We start from the raw sequence: 21,127 nt of genomic DNA on the forward strand, positions 1-21,127 counted from the left end.
ACGCACGCGCACGACAAATATTGTGCTTCACTAACCTTGAGTAACAAAAACTAACTTTAACAACCATTTCACCGACAGAAACAGAAAAAATGATTATTTTTGCAGCATAAAAAAAGAAATATGTTAAACGAAACCCATAAAAGAATGAAAAAAGTAAGAGCAGCCATTGTTGGTTATGGTAATATTGGCCGTTATGTACTGGAAGCCCTTCAGGCAGCCCCGGACTTTGAAATAGCAGGTGTAGTTCGCCGCGCAGGAGCTGAAAACAAACCAACCGAACTAAATGATTACGCCGTAGTAAAAGATATAAAAGAACTGCAGGGAGTAGATGTAGCAATCCTTTGTACCCCTACCCGTAGCGTAGAAACATACGCCAAAGAAATTTTAGCATTAGGAATCAATACAGTAGATAGTTTCGATATTCACACAGGTATTACCGCACTTCGCCGTGAACTCAGTATTTCTGCAAAAGAACACGGAGCTGTATCTATCATCTCAGCAGGTTGGGATCCGGGTAGTGACTCCATTGTACGCACTATGCTGGAAGCCATTGCTCCCAAAGGTATCACTTATACAAACTTTGGTCCGGGCATGAGCATGGGACATACCGTAGCAGTAAAAGCTATTGACGGAGTAAAAGCCGCCCTTTCAATGACTATTCCTACCGGAACCGGAATCCATCGCCGTATGGTATACATCGAGCTGAAAGATGGCTACAAATTTGATGAAGTGGCTGCTGCAATCAAATCTGACGCTTATTTTGTAAACGACGAAACTCACGTACAACAAGTACCTAACGTCGACGCACTTCTTGACATGGGGCATGGCGTAAACCTGACCCGTAAAGGTGTATCCGGTAAAACACAAAATCAGTTATTTGAATTCAATATGCGCATCAATAACCCTGCCCTGACAGCACAGGTTCTGGTTTGTGTTGCCCGCGCTTCTATGCGTCAACAACCGGGATGCTACACGATGATTGAAATTCCCGTAATTGATCTTCTCCCGGGTGATCGCGAAGAATGGATCGGCCACCTGGTGTAAATAATAATAGCCGAACTCTACATTCATGCAAAGGGATTGCTCATTTTTTGAGCAATCCCTTTGCTTTTTACTCCTTTTTTACAAAAAAAATACTGAAAAGAACCGTTATTATGTCTTTTTACATATATTTGTAATATTAACAAAAACACAAATAATTATGAAATACACACTAACTATACAATTTCTGGTATTCTTCTTCAATTTGCACATTTCCGGACATACGATAGAGCCGACCTTGAAATTTGGAAAACCATCGGATAATGAACTAAAAATGACTGTTTACGAACCCGATACCACAGCAACAGCCATTGTATTATATGATATAGGGAAAAGCAATTACAGATATACTAATAATGAATTCGTACTTATCACACAACGTAGTGTGAAAATAAAGATACTAAAGTCAGAAGGCAAACAATATGCCGACATCAATATCCCCTATTATGCACCGGAACAGACCTCAGAGAATAGAGATAATATCTATGATCTGGAAGCTTATGCCTACAATCTGGAAAATGGTAAACGAGTAAAGACAACCACTAAAAACAACTTTATCGTACGAGAGCGCATCAATGAACGGTATATGCAACTCAAGTTTTCCATACCTGCCGTAAAAGAAGGAACTGTAATTGAATACCGTTATAAACAGGCATCCGATTATTATCTTCAACTGGAAGACTGGGTGATGCAAACAGAAATTCCTACAATATACAGTGAATACAGTATCCTGATACCCAATATCTTTATCTTCAACATCGAAATGCAAGGCAGAGACCGAATAAAAGTAAAAGAGAAAGATGGTGGATACACAATAGAACATACTACTTTAGGAGGATTGGGACAAGTCAAAAAAACTCTCTCGGTACACGCACGCGAACTCACCTTTACTGCACACCATCTTCCGGCATTACCCAATGACGAAGAATATATATGGTGTAGCAATGACCACAAGGTAAGTGTTTCTTTTGATCTGCAAGGAGTGAAACAAGACGAAAATTATAAGTCGTATACTCAAACCTGGGAAGATATTGATAACTTCTTACTGAAAGAAGATTTTGAAGATTTCGGCCAACAGCTTTTCCTGTTTAATCCTTACCATGAGGAAATGGCAGCGTTACAACTAACAGATATGCCATTTGAAAAGAGAGTGGAAGCTACCTTTAAACTACTAAAACAAAAAATGACATGGAACGGAGAGTACAAACTCTATAGCCCCGATCTTAAAAAAACGATAAAAAAAGGAACAGGAAGTAATGCCGACCTTAATTTTATCTTTATAAATATGTTGCGTGATTGTGGCATTGAAGCATGGCCCGTAGTATTACGTATGCGTAATACGGGAAGACTTCCCATTCATTATCCATCCCTACAAAAACTAAACACTTTTGTAGTGGCTATACATACTGACAAACAAAAGATTATCTATCTTGACTGTTCTATGCCGGAAGTTTTCCCAAATGTATTGCCCGAAAAATTAACTGTAGAAAAAGCCCGGATTGTCAACAAGTTAAGTGACCAGGAAAAGTGGGTAGACCTTACCCGAATCCCCAATAATACAATTAGCATGACAATCCGTGCAACATTGACACCCGAACAGTTGCTCACAGGAACACAAGAAATTAAACGTACAGGCCATTTTGCATTCGACCGTATCAATCAGTATAAGCAGGCCAAAGACAGTATAGATTTCATAAGAAAACACGAAGCCCAAAATGATTGTCACATTACAAATTACACACAAAAAAAGATTGATGCAGCCAATAATTCTGTTTATGAAGCTATACAATTCACCCGGAAAGCAGACAATGCCAACGAAGAATACCTGTATATCAATCCGATGTTATTTACCCATATCAGCAAAAATCCCTTTATACAGGCAGATAGAGTAATGCCCATAGACTTGCCTCAAGCCTATATGTACACCGTAACAAACACCCTCATATTGCCTGAAGGATATCAAATAGAAGAAATTCCCAAAAGCCAGGTATATATTACCGAAAAGAAGGGGGTCAGTTGTCATTACTACATCGAAAAAGAGGAAAGAATCATTCGGTTGAAATATATGTTTATAGTGAAACAGCTTCATTTTGAACCGGCGGAATATCCTAATTTACAAGCATTGTGGGCCGCCACTGCCGAAAAAAACAATGCACTCATTGTACTCAAAAAACTTTAAACATATAAGAAATGAAACGCACACTATTCATTGTTATCACCTGTTTCATAGCAAGCGGTGTTTTGGGACAAGAAACAACGACCCCGGAGGTTAATACGAAATTCGGAAAGCCCTCGGACGAAGAACTCAAAATGACAGTTTACGAACCGGACACCACGGCCGCAGCCGTAGTACTCTGCAAGAAGACGAATGTTTTCTATGATGTTGTCAATAATGACTTCCGGATCAACTACATTTATGAAACTAAAATCAAAGTACTCAAACCAGAGGGAACCTCTTTTGCCAATGTTGTCATACCGTATTATGAGGACAAGAAAGGGAGTTCCATGAAAGAAATAGTAAGTCAGATAGATGCTTTCGCCTATAATATAGAGGAGGGCAAAACGGTACGTACGAAAATGAAACGCGAATTCATCTTTAAAGAACGCCTCAATGATAAATACATGCAAGTTAAATTCTCTGTTCCTAACGTAAAACCGGGAACCGTCATTGAATACAGATATAAGATATTGTCCGACTTCTATTTCCATATAAATAACTGGAGTGCCCAACAGTCTATTCCTGTTCATTATACAGAATATGATATCACCGTGCCCGAATATTTCAAATTCAACCTGGATATGCACGGAACAGAGCAACTGCAAACCGAGGATGAAACAGTTGGCGTCAATCTCGTTATCGGAGGGCAAGTATTTCAATGTAACGGTCGGCATTTGTGTTTCAAAGGTAACAAGCTACCGGGCCTGCATGATGATAATTACATCTGGTGCGTAGAAGATTACGGTACACAGGTCAATCTTGAATTGGGTGGACTTGATTTTCCGGGAGCACTCTATAAATCATTTACCCAAACCTGGGAGAATATAGATGAAGCATTACTGGATGACAGTGAATTTGGCGGACAACTTAAAATACAGAATCCATACCGGGAAGAAATGGCTGCCTTAAACTTAGATAACTTAAAAAGTAATGAAGAAAAAATAGCTGCTATTTACACTTTATTAAAAAAGAAAATATCCTGGAATGAAGAATATGCACTTTATGGAGGTAAAAGTAAAAAAACAGTAAAAGAAGGTATAGGTAACAATGCCGAAATCAACTTCATCCTGATGAGCATGCTCAAGGATGCAGGCATTCCCTCTTTCCCGATAGTTATGAGCCGCCGCAGTATGGGAATACTTCCTTACGCACACCCTAGCATACAGAAACTGAATACCTTCATTGTAGGTATAGCCAATACAGACAGTACACTTGTCTATCTGGACGGTTCAGTAACCCATGGCTACCTGAATGTACTTCCTCCCGTGCTAATGGTAAACCGGGCACGGGCAATAATAGGAGGTCGCCAAAGCAGATGGGTCGATTTGAGTCAAACCTGTAAAAATCAATTACGCTCTATGGTAAATGCAGTTATCAGCCCGGATGGTAAAATATACGGTAGCCGTAACACAAGCTATATGGGACAATATGCCTCTACCTTCAGAAAAAAATATCAGACAGCCAAAGACAGTACAGAATTTGTTAACGAACTGGCATCGAAAGAAGACGTAAAAATAAGTGTATTCAATACACAAGGTATCAACAAGTTCTCTCCGCAAGTCAAAGAAACTATCATATTTGAAAAGCAAGCTACCGTCAACGACAACTTCATTTACTTAAACCCGCTCGTGTTTCTGCACACAGAAAAGAATCCCTTCACTCAAACCGAACGAAAGCTTCCTGTAGAATATCCCTATGCAGAACAAATCACATTGTCCGTTAATCTGACCATCCCTGAAGGATATGCAGTAGATGAACTGCCTGAGGCACTACAGATAAAAACTGAAGATGGTCAAGGCATGTGTCGTTACAATATTGCCGTACAAGGCAATAAACTAACAATCAATTATATATTCAACTCCAGCAAATTGCTTTATCTACCAACAGAGTATGCCGGACTGCATCACTTCTGGAAAGTAATAGCAGAAAAGAATAATGAAACAGTAGTACTAAAAAAATTGTAAAGTGATCATGACAAGAAACAAATTATACAGTAGTATTCTGTTACTCTTGCTTGTACCTTTTGCTATACGAGCACAAGTAGACATTACTCGCGACGCCTACTCCGTCGTACAAAATGCCACCACAGAGATTATCTGTGAATCGGCAACAAGTGCTCTGCAAAAAGAAAGTTATACTATCACCATTCTTAATGAAAAAGGACGAAACGCTGCACACTTCTTTTGTATGTGTGACAAGTTTCGTTCTCTGCGGAAATTCTCCGGAGAGATTACAGACCCGACCGGCAAGGTCATCCGCAAAATTAAGAAATCGGATTTACAAATGACTGAATACTCTTCGGGACTAACCAGTGATGACTATACTTATTATTACGAGTGCAACCTCCCACGCTATCCGCTTACGATAAAATATGAATGGGAAGTGAAATGCAAAGACGGGCTGATAGCCTATCCGAATTTTGTTCCTCAAAAAATGTACAATCAATCGGTGGTCAAGGCTGTATACAGTCTCCGGACTCCCCCAAACATACCTACCCGCTACCGGGCAATCAATATCCAGACAGATATTACACAAAAAACAACCCCGGACGGTAGTACCCTCACAGAGGCATCTATAGGACCAATAGCCGCCCTCGAATATGAACCATTCGGTGCATCACTACCCGAGCGTATTCCCCGGATTTATTTTTCGCCGGGGCAATTTATCTTTGATGGTACACAAGGAGATATGAGTACCTGGCAATCATATGGCGCATGGCAAAACAGCTTACTCACGGGACGTGACCAACTGGCTGAACCTATAAAAACAAAACTACGTGAATTAACTGCCCATTGTACAACTCCCCGTGAAAAGGTACAAGCCATCTACAACTACCTGGCTACTACAACGCGCTATGTGAGTATCCAGTTAGGTATCGGAGGATTGCAACCCATTGCAGCAGCCGACGTCTGCCGCGCGGGTTTCGGCGATTGCAAAGGATTATCCAACTACACCCGTGCTATGTTGAATGAACTGGGCATCTCTTCTGTATATACTGCCATCAGCACAGACAATGAACGGCTACTGCCCGACTTTTCCAGTGCCAATCAGATGAACCATGTCATCCTGCAAGTTCCACTCCCCGGAGATACGCTTTGGCTGGAGTGTACCAATCCGCAATTACCTTTTGGATATATACACAGTGACATTGCCGGACACGATGCTCTCCTCGTTACACCGGACGGAGGTAAACTTCACCGATTACCCTCCTACCCCGATTCACTCAACACACAAACAACAATTGCCCAAATCACACTTACCCCTACCGGAGGAGCAAAAGTAAAGGCTTGTGAAACTTCCCGTCTTTTCCAATATGAAAACATGATAGGCATTACCCACCTTGAACCCGCCCGACAAAAAGATCATTTGCGTTCTAATATCAACCTGGTACAAGCCAACATAAGTGATGTACAGATAACCGAGAAAAAAGATGCAATCCCCCAGATTGCTCTGCAATACGCGGTGGATACCGAGCAATATGGAAACAAGACAGGTAACCGACTATTTATTCCTGCCAATATCTTTCGAAAGGGTTTTATTACGCCCGAACTCAAACAACGTATTCAGGATGTCCATATCAACTACGGCTATCTGGATACAGACAGCATTCTTTTGCAAATACCGGAAGGATATGCCATAGAATCTCTTCCCAAAAGCTATAAAGCGGAAAACAATTTCGGTACCTTTAGCTCTTCTTTACAAGTGAAGGGCAAGGAAATATATATTGTACACCGTTTACTAATGCACAAAGGCGTTTACCCTAAAGAATCTTATAAAGATTTTCTTGAATTTCGCAAGCAGATAGCAGGACAATACAATAGCAAGATTATCTTAAAAAAAGAAGTGCTTCCCGCACGGGGAAGTACGCCAAGCGATGGTTAATTGAAACTCTGTGAAATTCTGTAATTCTATGGTGAGTTTAGTTCATTAGAATCAATTTTGTGCTAAATGGTGTTTGTCATTACCATCAGTCTCTTTCTCCGGTATCAATAAAGCTCTGCCTCATAGAGGAACGTATGATGCCTCGGTGTGTAGCGTTGTTTTAGATGTACATGTAAAGCAGTACGACATGTACATGTGGGACAGTACGACATGTACATGTGGAGCAGTGAAACATGTACATGTAAAACAAGGCTGCTCACCGGGAAAAGGAACGTTCCTTTCTGAGAAAAACAAAGTACGACACCGGGCAACGGTGACGATGTCGTTTAGGGGCACTTCCGCTACCGAAAAGATATACCCATAATCTTCGTTACTATTCAGATATGAATCTATTTACGATTAGACGATTTACGATTGGGATTACTCCGTTTCTGACAGCGCTGAAACAAGCTTTTAAAAGAGTAACTTCAATCGTACATCGTAAATCGTCTAATCGTAAATAGATTCATATCTGAGCAAGTACCCTTATTATCCATTTTTAAACTGCCACCAGGAAAATGTTTTAGAAAAATAGAGTACCTTTACGGCCGAAAGCTAAAATGTGCAACATTGGATAATCATCGATATACTCATGGCGAAGAACTCGCTAATACACTCAGTCACGCTGCCGGAATTTTGCTGGGAGTTATAGCCGGATACTTCCTGCTGGTAAAAGCGGCTACCGGTAGTGAGCCGAACTGGGCAGTTACCTGCATTGCAGTCTATCTGGCAGGTATGTTATCGTCCTATATCAGTTCAACCTGGTATCATGCTTCCAGACCGGGACCGAGAAAAGAATTGTTGCGTAAATTTGACCACGGAGCTATCTACCTGCATATCGCAGGCACTTATACCCCATTTACACTATTGGTGATGCGGCATGCCGGCGGATGGGGATGGGGAATTTTCACCTTCGTATGGCTCTCCGCACTTGCAGGTTTTATTCTGAGTTTCAAGAAACTGAAAGAACACAGTAACCTCGAAACATGTTGTTACATTGGAATGGGTGCTGCTATCCTAATAGCCCTGAAACCACTAATGAACTGTCTTTCGGAGATGGGAGCTTCACCTGCTTTCTGGTGGTTGATAGGTGGAGGTGCATCTTACATCATCGGTGCAGTATTCTATTCTCTTCGTAAACCTTATATGCATTCAGTATTCCATCTCTTCTGCCTGGGAGGTAGCGTAGGGCATATTATAGCAATCTGGATGGTCTTATAAATCTTAAAAGTTTTCCGTTTTGGAAAACTTTCTGTATCAGGAAGAAAGAAAAGTTTCCCGAAATTTAATGTTAAAAGCCTTTATACCTATAAGTAAATCTCTTATCTTTGTCCCGGTTCCGGAACTAAAAAGAGGTTTAGTCACAAGGGAACGCTGTGCAAATCGGCGACAGTACCCGCTGCTGTAATTCTCTGAGAATCCGCACATTATGTCACTGCGTTTTATGCGTGGGAAGGCGTGCGAAGGAGGGATAAGTCAGAAGACCGGCCGGAACCAATGGACAATTAACAATGGACAATTGACAGTTGACAATTGACAGTTGGCAGTGAGCGATTACTGTTTATCCGATTTTAATTGCCGCCTATATTTTTATTAACCACTCAGTTGTCAAACGTCAACTGCCTTTTGGTCAGCCAAAAACTGTCAATTGTCAATTGTCCACTGTCAACTGAACAAAGCTTTCGGGAGTTAAAGTTATGAACTACGCTGAAATTTGTATCATCAAACGTGATGGTAAAAGAGAAGATTTCTCTATTAGTAAAATTAAGAACGCTATAACCAAAGCGTTCAGTGCCTCCGGCATCACCGAAGAGCAGCAGCTCGTGGCTGACATTACCATGAATGTCATCAGCCGTTTTTCCAATCCCACTATTACTGTAGAAGAGATTCAGGATCTGGTAGAAAAAGAATTAATGAAAGTACGGCCCGAAGTAGCCAAAAAGTACATTATCTACCGCGAATGGCGTAATACAGAACGTGATAAAAAAACTCAAATGAAACACGTAATGGATGGTATTGTAGCCATTGACAAAAACGATGTAAATCTGAGCAATGCAAATATGAGCAGTCACACTCCGGCAGGTCAGATGATGACCTTTGCATCGGAAGTGACCAAAGACTATACATATAAATACCTGTTACCCAAACGATTTGCAGAAGCACACCAGTTGGGCGACATTCACATCCACGATCTGGATTATTATCCGACAAAGACGACGACCTGTATTCAGTATGATATGGACGACCTCTTCGAGCGCGGGTTCCGTACCAAAAACGGAAGTATCCGTACTCCACAAAGCATACAAAGCTATGCAACACTCGCCACTATCATCTTTCAGACCAACCAGAATGAGCAGCATGGCGGACAAGCAATCCCTGCATTCGACTTCTTCATGGCGAAGGGAGTAAGCAAATCATTCCGCAAGCATCTGAGTTCATTCATCAGTTTCTACGTTGCAATGGAAAGCAACACAGCTGTAGAAGAAAAAGCGATCCGCGCATTAATAGAAGAACACCTTCCTTCTATCAAAACCAGTGAACTAGAACGCGAAACACTGCGTATGGCGCTAACCGCTCTGCAGATCAATATAGACAAAGAACATCTGGCACGAGTCATAGAAAAAGCTTACTTTCAGACTCGCAAAGATACGCACCAGGCTATGGAAGGCTTTATTCACAACCTCAACACAATGCATTCACGTGGAGGCAACCAGGTGGTGTTCAGTTCTATAAATTACGGAACAGATACTTCTGCCGAAGGGCGCATGGTGATTGAAGAACTACTGACAGCCACTATCGAAGGGCTCGGTACCCGCGGAGAAGTACCGGTATTCCCCATTCAGATATTTAAGGTAAAAAACGGAGTATCTTACTCAGAAGAAGATTATCAAAAGGCAATGAGTGATTTTGAAGCAGCAGAGGAAGGGCGCATGACTTTCAGTGCTCCCAACTTCGACCTTTTTCTGAAAGCCTGCCGTACAACAGCCAAGGCACTATTCCCCAATTTTATGTTCCTGGATGCACCGTTCAACCAAAACGAGAAATGGGATGCCAACGATCCGAAACGTTATCGCTATGAATTGGCAACAATGGGTTGTCGTACACGCGTATTTGAGAATGTTGTCGGAGAAAAATCTTCATTAGGACGCGGAAATCTCTCATTCACCACTCTGAATATGCCCCGCTTAGCTATTGAGGCACGCATTAAGGCAGAAAATATCATTGAAGACAAGCGTAATACGGATGCCATTGAGATGAAAGCCAAAGAGATTTTCCTGGAATCAGTACATGAGATGGCCACTTTAGTAGCCGATCAGCTCTATGCCCGTTATCAATATCAGCGCACTGCTCTGGCACGCCAGTTCCCGTTTATGATGGGCAATGACGTATGGAAAGGAGGCGGCAACCTGAATCCAAACGAAGAGGTAGGCGATGTATTGCGCAGCGGTACATTAGGTATTGGCTTCATTGGCGGACACAATGCCATGGTAGCACTCTATGGCAAAGGACATGGTCACAGCGATAAAGCGTGGAATACTTTGTACGAGACTGTGATGGAAATGAATAAAGTAGCAGACGAATATAAAGCTAAATATAACCTTAACTATTCTGTGCTGGCAACTCCAGCCGAAGGTCTTTCCGGACGTTTCACCCGGATGGACCGCCGTAAATATGGCAAAATTGAAGGGGTAACTGATAATGATTACTACGTAAACTCTTTCCATGTGGATGTAAAAGAGCCCATCAGCATCGTAGAAAAAATTAAACGTGAGGCCCCCTTCCATGCCATTACACGCGGAGGGCACATCACTTATGTAGAGTTGGATGGTGAAGCACAGAAAAATATACGTGCCATCGCTAAAATTGTAAAAGTCATGTATGACGAAGGTATCGGCTATGGCTCTATTAATCACCCGGTAGACACCTGTCACAACTGTGGATACAAGGGAGTCATTTATGACAAATGCCCGGTATGCCAAAGCGAGAATATTTTGCGTATGCGCCGCATCACCGGCTACCTGACAGGTGATTTAAGTTCGTGGAATTCGGCTAAACGGGCAGAAGAAAAAGATAGAGTAAAACACTTGTAGAGTTGAAAATTGAAAGTTGAAAATGGAAAATTACTATTCAGTATGACAATGCACGCAGCTAATTTTCCATTTTCAACTTTCAATTTTCCATTTTCAACTAAATCAAATGAAGACTCTCAACTTACTATACACTTATCCGGAAACGATAGTAGATGGTGAAGGCATCCGGTATTCCATTTATCTGGCAGGATGCCGCCATTGTTGTCCGGGATGTCACAATCCGGAGAGCTGGAACCCATGTGCCGGTGAAGAGCTGACAGAAGAACGAATCATGGATATGATCCGTGAAATAAAAACGAATCCACTCTTGGATGGAGTAACCTTCTCGGGAGGCGATCCGTTTTTTAATCCCGAAGCTTTTCTTTTATTAGTGAAACGGATAAAGGAAGAAACCCGGCAAAACATCTGGTGTTACACCGGATATACCTATGAAGAGATACAGGCACAGCCCCGCTTGGCAGCCGCCCTGCCTTATATTGATGTACTTGTAGAAGGGCGTTTCATCCAGGCACTCTACTCTCCTCATCTGGAGTTCAGAGGAAGCAGCAACCAACGGGTGATTCGCCTGCACCGCTAAAAAAACTTATATTCAACTGATCCTAACAACTGAAAATGTTTTTGTTTTGTTTAATTTGCAAGACTAAAGCATTTTTCGTTTATGGACCAAACACTTCCCCCAAAAGCTTCTGACACAGAAGAAACAGACGGCCTTCCCCTTCCGCGACGGATATGGGCGGTAGTAGCCATATCTTTTGCACTTTGCATGTCGGTACTTGATATTAATATTGTAAATATCGTATTGCCCACTCTTTCACACGACTTCGATGTATCTCCTTCCGTTATCACATGGATTATGAACGGATACCAGCTGGCAATCGTAATTTCATTATTATCCTTTTCTTCGTTAGGAGAAATATACGGATACAGACGTGTTTATCTCTCGGGAATAGCGCTCTTTTGCATCACCTCATTAATCTGCGCACTGTCTACTTCATTCTGGACACTGACACTTGCACGTATCTTTCAGGGATTCAGTGCCTCTGCCATTACCAGCGTGAACACAGCCCAATTACGTACCATCTATCCGCGCAACCAGATTGGACGCGGAATGGGAATCAATGCAATGGTAGTTGCCATATCCGCAGCAGCAGGACCTTCCATAGCAAGCGCCATACTTGCCGTCAGTTCATGGCACTGGCTATTTGCCATCAACATACCTCTGGGAGTAACAGCCCTGATACTCGGACACAAATATCTACCCCGGAAAGAAGAACGTTCCAAACGTAAGTTTGATATAAAAAGTGCTATTGCCAACGCAGTTACATTCGGACTACTTATTTATACAATGGACGGATTTGCTCATCACGAGCGAATGGACTACATTGCCATTCAGATAGTTATATTGGTTATAGTAGGCATCTACTACGTTCGTCGGCAATTGGGACAATCCTCTCCGCTTTTGCCGCTGGATTTACTAAAAATACCCATTTTCACTTTATCCATCAGTACTTCCATCTGTTCGTTTACCGCACAGATGCTGGCAATGGTTTCCCTGCCTTTTTTTCTGCAAAACACGTTGGGACACAGTGAGGTTATGACTGGTTTACTACTGACTCCATGGCCTATTGCCACTCTGATTACCGCACCTACAGCCGGATACCTTGTTGAACGCATCCATCCGGGAATCTTAGGAAGTATCGGTATGATACTTTTCGCAACCGGACTCTTTTCACTGTCTACACTCACCGCAGGATCAACCGATCTCAGCATTATCTGGCGATTGGCACTATGTGGTGCAGGCTTCGGTCTGTTTCAAACACCCAATAACAGTACGATCATATCCTCCGCACCTACCACACGGTCGGGAGGAGCCAGCGGAATGTTGGGAATGGCAAGGTTATTGGGACAAACATTCGGAACAACACTTGTTGCATTGCTATTCAGCTTCATAGCACATGAAAAGAGTACCTCCGTCTGCTTGCTCGTAGGAAGTGGATTTGCAGTGGCAGCAGCTATTATCAGCGGATTACGGATTTCTCAACCTTCAACGGTAAAGTAATATCATGTATTTCCTCCATATACCTCAACAAAAGCGATACACAGAGTATATATATTGCCTGCATGCAGGATACGCCCGGCGTACATACAGCCAAGGCGTACTCTGCATGCAGGCAAAGTAACTCTCACATACCGGTACTTTACAGACCTGCTAACAACTGTGACAATTCTTTCCGCCAGTCCATACCATTCTCCGGTTGATAAGTATGCAGCCCAAACTCTTTGCCGATATGTATATTCGAAGCTCCATCATCAACAAAAAGTATTTCGGAAGGAAGCATACCACTATCTTTCAACATATAGTTAAATATTTCCGGTTCAGGCTTGGTGCAACCTACCTGATAAGACAGATACAATTTATCACAATAATCCGTCAAAGGCTTCCCCTGAGAAGAAAATCCGGGACTGCATGCCCACGACATTACATAGGGATTCGTATTACTTAAAATATATACATGATAAGACCTTCTGAGTTCCAGCATATAATCAAGCTTGCGTATATCTACCCCCGTGAAGAATCCCAGCCATGCCTGTCTGGTCTCCTCCATTGTCAGCTCACGTCTGCACAATTCTCCCAGCTTATCCCGAAATCCTTCTGCTGTCAGTTTACCTTCTTCCAACTCCTGGAAAATACCAGTCTGATGATACTTATCCAAACGTGTTTCTGCATCTTTCAGTCCTAACTTAATAAAGGCCTGAACCGCTTTATCACGATCTATGTCAGCAATGACACCCCCAAAGTCAAATACAATGCTCTTTACCATAATACCCGATGTTATATTCAGGGCAAAGATAAGCCTTATCTTCCTATGAAACAGTGTATAAGTGCTTGATCTTCATCAAAAAGAATAGAAATTTTTAAATTAAGAATGAACACAGGAGGCACAGAGGATAATATTATAAAACCTCTGTGCCTCCTGTATATTCTGTACCGAAATTATCTTAAAAGAAAAATCTCAATATATCATTAAAGTTAGCCCATATCAACAATCCGAAAAGCAGGAACATACCTGCCATCTGTGCATACTCCATAAACTTATCACTCGGTTTGCGACGCGCAATGATTTCGTAGAAAAGGAATAATACGTGTCCGCCATCCAATGCAGGAATAGGCAAAATATTCATAAAGGCAAGAATAATAGAGAGAAATGCCGTCATATACCAGAACTGATGCCAATCCCAGGTAGCGGGGAAAATACTTCCGATTGTTCCGAAACCACCCAACTGCTTAGCTCCCTCTTTTGAGAAGAGATATTTCATATTGCCAACATAGCCTTTCAATGTTTTCACTCCTAAGTGCACACCGGCAGGGAAAGATTCAAAGAAACCATATTCCTTAGTAACCATCGGCATCACCCGGTTCATAGGCTGTGCATAAACACCGATACGGAAAGCAGAATCTGTACCTAAAGTTACGGTATCCATCTCTCCGGCACGAACATAAGTCAACGTGATCTGATGCAAATCTACAGTATCGTTACTCAAAGCTGCTGCCTTCTGTTTACGTGCAGCCATCTCTTCAAGATAATCAAAATAAGAAACAGGTTTGCCATCAAGTGCAATAATACTATCACCCGGCATAAGGCCAGCCTGAGCTGCATGCGAATTGGCTATTATACTATCTACCACATAAGGCACCCGGAAAGAAGCAAAACGTACACTGTCAGCCATCAAACGCTGCATCATATCTTCGGGAATATAAACAGAAGCTTTCTGTCCTCCACGAAGTACAGTCACTTCACGTGCATCGGCAACCTGGCTCAACACATCAGCATCATAACGCAGAAACTCCACACCATCAGCTGATAGCAGTACGTCACCGTCCTGAAAGCCCACAGCCTTTGCAGTCTCATTGAACTGCATACCCAACGGTGCTTCCTGAATTTTAATATATTGATCACCCCAGGTGAAAAGAATCATAGAATAGATGAACAATGCCAACAGGAAATTGAACAATACGCCACCTACCATTATCAACAAGCGTTGCCAAGCCGGTTTAGAACGGAATTCCCACGGTTGTTCAGGCTGTTTCATCTGGTCAGTATCCATTGACTCGTCTATCATTCCAGAGATCTTGACATAACCACCTAAAGGCAACCAGCCTACGGCATATTCTGTATCACTCTTCTTTGGTTTGAACTTGAAAAGAGTGAACCAGGGATCAAAGAATAAACAAAACTTTTCGACCCGCACTTTGAATAAACGGGCAAAGAGAAAATGTCCTCCTTCGTGTATAATAACAAGCAACGAAAGGCTCATTATCAACTGGAGGGCACGGATTAAGAATGTTTCCATCGGTTTATTTACAATTTTACTATTTACAATTTACTATTAGTTCAGTGGCTATGCGGCGGGCTTCGGCATCAGTTGCCACATAGTCATCATACGTAGGAACCTGTACGAACGAAGCACGTTCCATCGTTTGTTCTATTACATTACTCATTGCAAGGAAGCCTATCTCATCACGCAGAAAAGCAGCAACCACCACTTCATTGGCGGCATTAACAATACAAGGCATATTGCCTCCGCGATACATAGCTTCATAAGCCAAAGCCAGATTGCGGAAACGTTTGGTATCAGGCTGTTCAAAGGTGAGACTGGTACACTTGGCAAAATCCAGACGATCAAACGAAGAAGCAACGCGGTCGGGGTAAGAGAATGCATACTGAATAGGCAAACGCATATCAGGCATACCTAATTGTGCCTTCACGGCACCATCTTCAAACTGCACCATCGAGTGAATAACCGATTGAGGATGCACCACTACTTCTATCTGACTTGGTTGCACACCAAACAACCATTTGGCTTCAATCACCTCAAAACCTTTATTCATCATAGAAGCAGAGTCGATCGTAATCTTAGCTCCCATCTCCCAGTTAGGATGCTTCAACGCCTGCACTTTAGTGACAGTTTGCAACTGCTCCAGAGTATAGGTACGAAACGGACCACCAGAAGCAGTCAGTATTACTTTTTCAACAGGATTCCCCACCTCACCGGAAAGACATTGAAATACTGCTGAGTGTTCCGAGTCTACAGGTAAAATAGGAGTACGGTACTGCTGCGCCAATACATTAATTAATTCTCCGGCTACAACCAGCGTTTCCTTGTTTGCCAAAGCAATGGCTTTACGGGCGCGGATGGCATTGATCGTAGGTTTCAGTCCGGCATATCCCACCATAGCAGTCAACACGATATCTATCGGTCCGGACTCTACAATCTGACACAAAGCTTCGGTACCGGCATATACTTTAATCGGCAAATCTCTTAACGCCTCTTTCAGCTGATCATATTTCTCTTCGTTAGCTATAACCACGGCCTCGGGCTGAAACTTTCGTGCCTGGGCTATAAGCATATCTACTTTGTTATTGGCTGTCAGAGCATATACCTCATACAATTCGGGATGTTCTTCAATCACCTGTAGAGCTTGCGTACCAATAGAGCCTGTAGAGCCTAATATAGCTATTTGTTTCTTTTTTATCTCTTTATTCATGATTTAGAATACAATGTACTTTTCGGGATTCACCGGACGTCCTTTATTCCACAACTCAAAATGCAAATGAGGACCAGTAGTAAGCGTACCACTGTTTCCTACCAATGCAATAGCTTCTCCTGCCTGTACCTTATCACCTTCACGTTTCAATAATGAACCACAATGTTTATAAATAGAAACGAAGTCCTGATTGTGTTGCACTTCTATCAAATAACCGGTTTCGGCTGTATAGGTACTCAGAATAACCGTACCATCCAACGTAGCAAGTACACTTTCATTGGGATTGGCGGCTATATCTGTTCCGTAATGCTTCTTCTCTGCATCAAAGTGAGCAGAAATCATACCACGTGTAGGACGATAAAAAATCAGTCCGTTCACATTAGGCTGCGAAGTAATAGAGGTAAGGTTGTACTTCTCTGCCTCCTCATACTGGCGACGGAATTCCTCTTCACGTTTGGTACGTTCCATTAGAGAGTCCTTACGCAAAGTTGTCAGTGTATCCATACTTTGTACGGAGTCAACACGGACTTTTCCGCTAAAGATATCCTGAATATTCATAATATACAGATTCTGCCGTTCTACCAGTTGTTGCAAAGAATCCACACGTAAAGCGTTAGCTACTATCTGGTTACGAACTTCACTATTCATATATCCGGGAAGATAGTTGCGCAAAGGAGTGAAAGCAATAATAATGGCAGCAATCAAAAAAAGAATAGTCAACACAGAGAGCAAAACAGAAAGACCATTCAATTTTGATACACGAATCCCCACCACCTCTTCGAGTGTATTCTCGTTGATAATAGTGAGTTTATACTTGAACTTTATATTGTTCCAAAAGGCTTTACTGCGTTTCTTCTTTGGCATTATTTTATCGTATTGCGTACAAATGTAAGCATTTCGCTAATTCTTTCTACTACTGATTACACAGATTAACACTGATTCATTCTTCTTCAAGTTCATCAAGATTCAGTAACCCTTCGGGCAAATCAACCACAATGAGTTTCCGTTCCTGATCAATACCTTTAATAAGCTCTTCCTGTGCAGGTACCAACAGTTCTTCACCATCCGGACGTTCTACCACAAAAAGCGTGTTAACAGTAGATGTGTCTACATCTGTCACTTCTCCCAAATCGCCGTGAGTGTCATCCTCCATACGGAAACCAACAAAGAAATCCCAGGAGAGTTCTCCCGGTTCCGCTTCGTTCACATGCTCTATAGGGAAATATACATCTACATTGGTAAACATACGGGCACGCTCGGCAGTATCTACTCCTTCAAGTTTCACCAAAGCTGTGGAGTCAGAACGGAAACGGTACTCTTCTATAAAAAAAGGAACAAAAATACCGTCGAGCAGACAAATAAAGTAGTCACAATCAACACGGTCGAAGATGTCATCTGTAAAAGTGAACGACAACTCACCATGTATACCATGAGGTTTATTAAAAATTCCTATTTTATATACTTCTTCTTTTCTTATCATATTCGTGTAATTCGCGCGCCAATAGCATTCAACCGGCCTTCAATATTCTGGTAACCACGATCTATCTGCTCTATATTATGAATACGACTGATCCCTTCGGCACTCATAGCAGCAATCAGCAAAGCAATACCGGCACGAATATCGGGTGAAGTCATATTACCACCACGCAATTTGAAACCATGATTGTGTCCGATTACAACAGCACGGTGCGGGTCACAAAGTATTATCTGTGCTCCCATATCTATCAGTTTATCTACAAAGAACAGACGGCTTTCAAACATCTTCTGATGTATCAGCACACTTCCTTTGGCTTGTGTGGCTACTACAAGCAGCACACTAAGCAAGTCGGGAGTAAGTCCCGGCCAGGGTGCATCGGCAATAGTCATAATAGAACCGTCAATAAATGATTCTATCTGGAAGTTTTCCTGTGCAGGGACATAAATATCATCTCCACGCTGTTCCAGTTTAATACCAAGACGACGAAAACTTTCAGGAATAATACCCAGGTTTTCGTAAGAAACGTTCTTTATAGTGATTTCACTCTTTGTCATAGCCGCCATACCGATAAAACTACCTACCTCAATCATATCAGGCAATACGGTATGCTGTGTCCCATGTAACTCTTCCACCCCTTCAATAGTCAGAAGATTAGATGCAATACCACTGATCTTGGCTCCCATCCGATTGAGCATCTTGCAGAGCTGCTGTAGATAAGGCTCACAAGCAGCGTTGTAAATTGTTGTTGTTCCTTTCGCCAGAACAGCAGCCATTACAATATTGGCAGTTCCGGTTACGGAAGCTTCATCCAACAACATGTAAGTACCATGCAATTTATCTGCAGTAATCTCATAAACACCGCGTTCGTCGTTGTATCTAAAATCGGCTCCCAAACTCTGAATACCAATAAAGTGGGTATCCAAACGACGACGGCCAATCTTATCACCACCAGGTTTGGAAATCATTGCTTTGCCAAAACGAGCTACCATAGGGCCTATCAGCATCACAGATCCCCGCAAACTGGAACATTTCTTCAGAAATTCATCACTCTCCAAATAGGCCAGATCTACACTCTCTGCTTTGAAACTATAAGTATCAACACCTTGCTTTGCAACTGTCACCCCCATATCTCTCATCAACTGAATAAGATTATTGACGTCCAGAATATCGGGAATGTTATTTACTATTACTTCCTCAGCAGTAAGCAATGTAGCGCAGATAATCTGCAACACTTCGTTTTTAGCACCCTGCGGATGAATCTCCCCACACAGTTTGTGCCCTCCTTCGATTACAAATGAAGCCATATGATTAGTAGTTAGAATTTAGTAGCTAGTAGCTGGAATTCAGTAGTAAGTAACTAATAGTCAATTTAGTAGTTGGTAGTTCAGACAACACGCCACATGGATTCTATCTACTTACTACTAGCTACTTACTACTAGCTACTTACTACTTAATCAATATTTTCTTCTCTGATTATTATTCCGGTTATTGGTATAATTCATTTTCGGACGATAGTTCTGTGCCAAACGTTCTGCCATCAAACGAACAATGTCATCATCCATCTGTAGTTTTCCACCGGAAAGTTCTGCCAAATCCTCAGCAATCTTACGATCGTCTACCGTATCTTTATTCCAAGCCATATAATCTTTCTTCATATGGTTACAAATAAGAGCAACCAGATTTTTCTTTTCATCTCCTTCCGGAAATTCACATGCTTTATTGATAAGTATCTCAAGCGTACGTCCGTAATGACGATAGCGGATTTTAGTACTTGGATAAGGGATCGGTTCCGGTTTTGTTCCTAAATTCTCCTCGTGGATGATCTCGTATGGATATTTAATATCCAACTTGAAGTTAGCCATAATAGCCAAATGATCCCACAGTTTATGTTTGAAATCGGGTACATCTCTTAGATGAGGAAACATATTTCCCATAATATTGATGATAGTATTTGCACAACGTTGGCGCTCGGCCGGATCTTGGATAGTAAGTGCATGATCTACCATATTCTGGATACTTCGCCCATATTCGGGAAGGGGCATTCTCTTCTGTTGGGTGTTATACTGCATAAAATAATAATTAAAAATTAAAAGTTAAAAATAAGAGCAGAGCACCTGTTACAACACCTTTTTAGGAAGGGAAGCAACAAACTCTTTCAAATAAAAAGGCTCAAAATAGGCCACATCCTTATAATCCTCCTTTGCTACAGCTTTCTCGGCAAGCGGAAACATCATTTTAGCCAAAGGATGTATATCGTCAATAAAATGCGCATTCGAATGTGTTATCTTCTCGCTGCATTTGGCTGCACCATTACCAAAGAAATAAACCGGATGTTCATCTAAAATATCAAGATAGGAATCCTCGTCGATAATATCCGCAGAAATAGGACGTATCACATTCAGGCTACGATCATAAACAGCTGCATATACCTCCATACGGCGTGCATCAATCATTGGACAGAGAAGAGCATTTTCCGGCAACTCATGATACAACAATACCGGTACACACAATACTTCAAGTGTAGGAATGCCAATCAACGGTATATTACGCCCATAGCAAATCCCTTTAGCCATTGAAACCCCGATACGAAGTCCGGTATATGACCCTGGTCCACAACTCACAGCCACCGCATCCAAAGGGATTGCATGACTATCGATAAACGACAAAGCCTCATCAACAAAAACTCCCAACGACACGGCGTGTGAAGGACCTTTCATATCTTCCTGCACAAAAATCGTTTGTCCGTCTTCACTCACCGCTACCGAACACACTGCGGTAGAGGTTTCAATATGTAAGATACACGACATAATTTTCAGATTATTAAACTGACG

At 41.9% G+C, this 21,127-nt stretch carries 16 protein-coding genes and 1 riboswitch; of the genes, 8 read left to right on the forward strand and 8 right to left on the reverse strand.

The window, feature by feature from the left end:
* The first annotated feature begins 144 nt into the window (after positions 1 to 144).
* The 8 genes from K8P02_RS13330 (at position 145) to K8P02_RS13365 (ending at position 13,330) form a co-directional block, all read left to right on the forward strand.
* On the forward strand, positions 145 to 1,044 hold the full coding sequence (locus K8P02_RS13330; protein ID WP_025866739.1) for a diaminopimelate dehydrogenase: 900 nt from the start codon (positions 145 to 147) through the stop codon (positions 1,042 to 1,044).
* Positions 1,045 to 1,201: 157 nt separating this feature from the next.
* Positions 1,202 to 3,220, forward strand: coding sequence for a DUF3857 domain-containing protein (locus tag K8P02_RS13335; protein WP_223381367.1), 2,019 nt, complete (start codon positions 1,202 to 1,204; stop codon positions 3,218 to 3,220).
* An 11-nt stretch (positions 3,221 to 3,231) separates the two neighbouring features.
* Complete coding sequence (locus tag K8P02_RS13340; protein ID WP_025866738.1) at positions 3,232 to 5,223, forward strand: DUF3857 domain-containing protein; 1,992 nt, start codon at positions 3,232 to 3,234, stop codon at positions 5,221 to 5,223.
* A gap of 7 nt (positions 5,224 to 5,230) precedes the next feature.
* On the forward strand, positions 5,231 to 7,141 hold the full coding sequence (locus tag K8P02_RS13345; protein ID WP_195349999.1) for a DUF3857 domain-containing protein: 1,911 nt from the start codon (positions 5,231 to 5,233) through the stop codon (positions 7,139 to 7,141).
* 609 nt (positions 7,142 to 7,750) lie between these two features.
* Entirely contained in the window at positions 7,751 to 8,401 is a 651-nt protein-coding gene (trhA, locus tag K8P02_RS13350; RefSeq protein ID WP_002562445.1) for a PAQR family membrane homeostasis protein TrhA, read from the forward strand.
* A 96-nt stretch (positions 8,402 to 8,497) separates the two neighbouring features.
* Positions 8,498 to 8,687: riboswitch (cobalamin riboswitch) on the forward strand.
* 190 nt (positions 8,688 to 8,877) lie between these two features.
* Positions 8,878 to 11,271, forward strand: coding sequence for an anaerobic ribonucleoside triphosphate reductase (locus K8P02_RS13355; protein ID WP_002562446.1), 2,394 nt, complete (start codon positions 8,878 to 8,880; stop codon positions 11,269 to 11,271).
* Between the two features lie 106 nt (positions 11,272 to 11,377).
* Complete coding sequence (nrdG, locus tag K8P02_RS13360) at positions 11,378 to 11,848, forward strand: anaerobic ribonucleoside-triphosphate reductase activating protein (RefSeq protein ID WP_002562447.1); 471 nt, start codon at positions 11,378 to 11,380, stop codon at positions 11,846 to 11,848.
* An 81-nt stretch (positions 11,849 to 11,929) separates the two neighbouring features.
* Complete coding sequence (locus tag K8P02_RS13365; protein WP_002562448.1) at positions 11,930 to 13,330, forward strand: MFS transporter; 1,401 nt, start codon at positions 11,930 to 11,932, stop codon at positions 13,328 to 13,330.
* Positions 13,331 to 13,469: 139 nt separating this feature from the next.
* On the opposite strand, the gene K8P02_RS13370 is transcribed toward K8P02_RS13365, so the two are convergent.
* From K8P02_RS13370 to tsaB, 8 genes are all read right to left on the reverse strand, one after another.
* Positions 13,470 to 14,093, reverse strand: coding sequence for an HAD family hydrolase (locus tag K8P02_RS13370; protein ID WP_025866737.1), 624 nt, complete (start codon positions 14,091 to 14,093; stop codon positions 13,470 to 13,472).
* A gap of 178 nt (positions 14,094 to 14,271) precedes the next feature.
* Positions 14,272 to 15,624 (reverse strand): RIP metalloprotease RseP, encoded by a 1,353-nt coding sequence (gene rseP / locus K8P02_RS13375; RefSeq protein ID WP_002562451.1) that lies wholly within the window; start codon positions 15,622 to 15,624, stop codon positions 14,272 to 14,274.
* A 19-nt stretch (positions 15,625 to 15,643) separates the two neighbouring features.
* Positions 15,644 to 16,819 carry a 1-deoxy-D-xylulose-5-phosphate reductoisomerase gene (locus K8P02_RS13380; protein WP_002562452.1) on the reverse strand — a complete coding sequence of 392 codons (1,176 nt, stop codon included), beginning with the start codon at positions 16,817 to 16,819 and terminating at the stop codon, positions 15,644 to 15,646.
* 3 nt (positions 16,820 to 16,822) lie between these two features.
* Positions 16,823 to 17,683 (reverse strand): M23 family metallopeptidase, encoded by an 861-nt coding sequence (locus tag K8P02_RS13385; RefSeq protein ID WP_002562453.1) that lies wholly within the window; start codon positions 17,681 to 17,683, stop codon positions 16,823 to 16,825.
* A gap of 76 nt (positions 17,684 to 17,759) precedes the next feature.
* Positions 17,760 to 18,299, reverse strand: a complete 540-nt coding sequence (rimM, locus tag K8P02_RS13390) for a ribosome maturation factor RimM (RefSeq protein ID WP_025866736.1) — start codon at positions 18,297 to 18,299, stop codon at positions 17,760 to 17,762.
* Positions 18,296 to 19,600 (reverse strand): UDP-N-acetylglucosamine 1-carboxyvinyltransferase, encoded by a 1,305-nt coding sequence (gene murA, locus K8P02_RS13395; RefSeq protein ID WP_002562455.1) that lies wholly within the window; start codon positions 19,598 to 19,600, stop codon positions 18,296 to 18,298. Before murA ends, rimM begins: the two co-directional genes overlap by 4 nt.
* A gap of 150 nt (positions 19,601 to 19,750) precedes the next feature.
* Complete coding sequence (locus tag K8P02_RS13400) at positions 19,751 to 20,365, reverse strand: DUF4290 domain-containing protein (protein WP_025866735.1); 615 nt, start codon at positions 20,363 to 20,365, stop codon at positions 19,751 to 19,753.
* 48 nt (positions 20,366 to 20,413) lie between these two features.
* Positions 20,414 to 21,103, reverse strand: a complete 690-nt coding sequence (gene tsaB, locus K8P02_RS13405; protein ID WP_007487044.1) for a tRNA (adenosine(37)-N6)-threonylcarbamoyltransferase complex dimerization subunit type 1 TsaB — start codon at positions 21,101 to 21,103, stop codon at positions 20,414 to 20,416.
* Between the last annotated feature and the right edge of the window lie 24 nt (positions 21,104 to 21,127).

The organism is Bacteroides nordii (assembly GCF_019930665.1).
Classification (GTDB): domain Bacteria; phylum Bacteroidota; class Bacteroidia; order Bacteroidales; family Bacteroidaceae; genus Bacteroides; species Bacteroides nordii.

What these genes read in the sequence shown, in the direction of transcription:
- K8P02_RS13330 (WP_025866739.1), top strand. Translation starts at nt 145, where the DNA reads ATGAAAAAAGTAAGAGCAGCCATTGTTGGTTATGGTAATATTGGCCGT.
- K8P02_RS13335 (WP_223381367.1), top strand. Translation starts at nt 1,202, where the DNA reads ATGAAATACACACTAACTATACAATTTCTGGTATTCTTCTTCAATTTG.
- K8P02_RS13340 (WP_025866738.1), top strand. Translation starts at nt 3,232, where the DNA reads ATGAAACGCACACTATTCATTGTTATCACCTGTTTCATAGCAAGCGGT.
- K8P02_RS13345 (WP_195349999.1), top strand. Translation starts at nt 5,231, where the DNA reads ATGACAAGAAACAAATTATACAGTAGTATTCTGTTACTCTTGCTTGTA.
- K8P02_RS13355 (WP_002562446.1), top strand. Translation starts at nt 8,878, where the DNA reads ATGAACTACGCTGAAATTTGTATCATCAAACGTGATGGTAAAAGAGAA.
- nrdG (WP_002562447.1), top strand. Translation starts at nt 11,378, where the DNA reads ATGAAGACTCTCAACTTACTATACACTTATCCGGAAACGATAGTAGAT.
- K8P02_RS13365 (WP_002562448.1), top strand. Translation starts at nt 11,930, where the DNA reads ATGGACCAAACACTTCCCCCAAAAGCTTCTGACACAGAAGAAACAGAC.
- K8P02_RS13370 (WP_025866737.1), bottom strand. Translation starts at nt 14,093, where the DNA reads ATGGTAAAGAGCATTGTATTTGACTTTGGGGGTGTCATTGCTGACATA.
- rseP (WP_002562451.1), bottom strand. Translation starts at nt 15,624, where the DNA reads ATGGAAACATTCTTAATCCGTGCCCTCCAGTTGATAATGAGCCTTTCG.
- K8P02_RS13380 (WP_002562452.1), bottom strand. Translation starts at nt 16,819, where the DNA reads ATGAATAAAGAGATAAAAAAGAAACAAATAGCTATATTAGGCTCTACA.
- K8P02_RS13385 (WP_002562453.1), bottom strand. Translation starts at nt 17,683, where the DNA reads ATGCCAAAGAAGAAACGCAGTAAAGCCTTTTGGAACAATATAAAGTTC.
- rimM (WP_025866736.1), bottom strand. Translation starts at nt 18,299, where the DNA reads ATGATAAGAAAAGAAGAAGTATATAAAATAGGAATTTTTAATAAACCT.
- murA (WP_002562455.1), bottom strand. Translation starts at nt 19,600, where the DNA reads ATGGCTTCATTTGTAATCGAAGGAGGGCACAAACTGTGTGGGGAGATT.
- K8P02_RS13400 (WP_025866735.1), bottom strand. Translation starts at nt 20,365, where the DNA reads ATGCAGTATAACACCCAACAGAAGAGAATGCCCCTTCCCGAATATGGG.
- tsaB (WP_007487044.1), bottom strand. Translation starts at nt 21,103, where the DNA reads ATGTCGTGTATCTTACATATTGAAACCTCTACCGCAGTGTGTTCGGTA.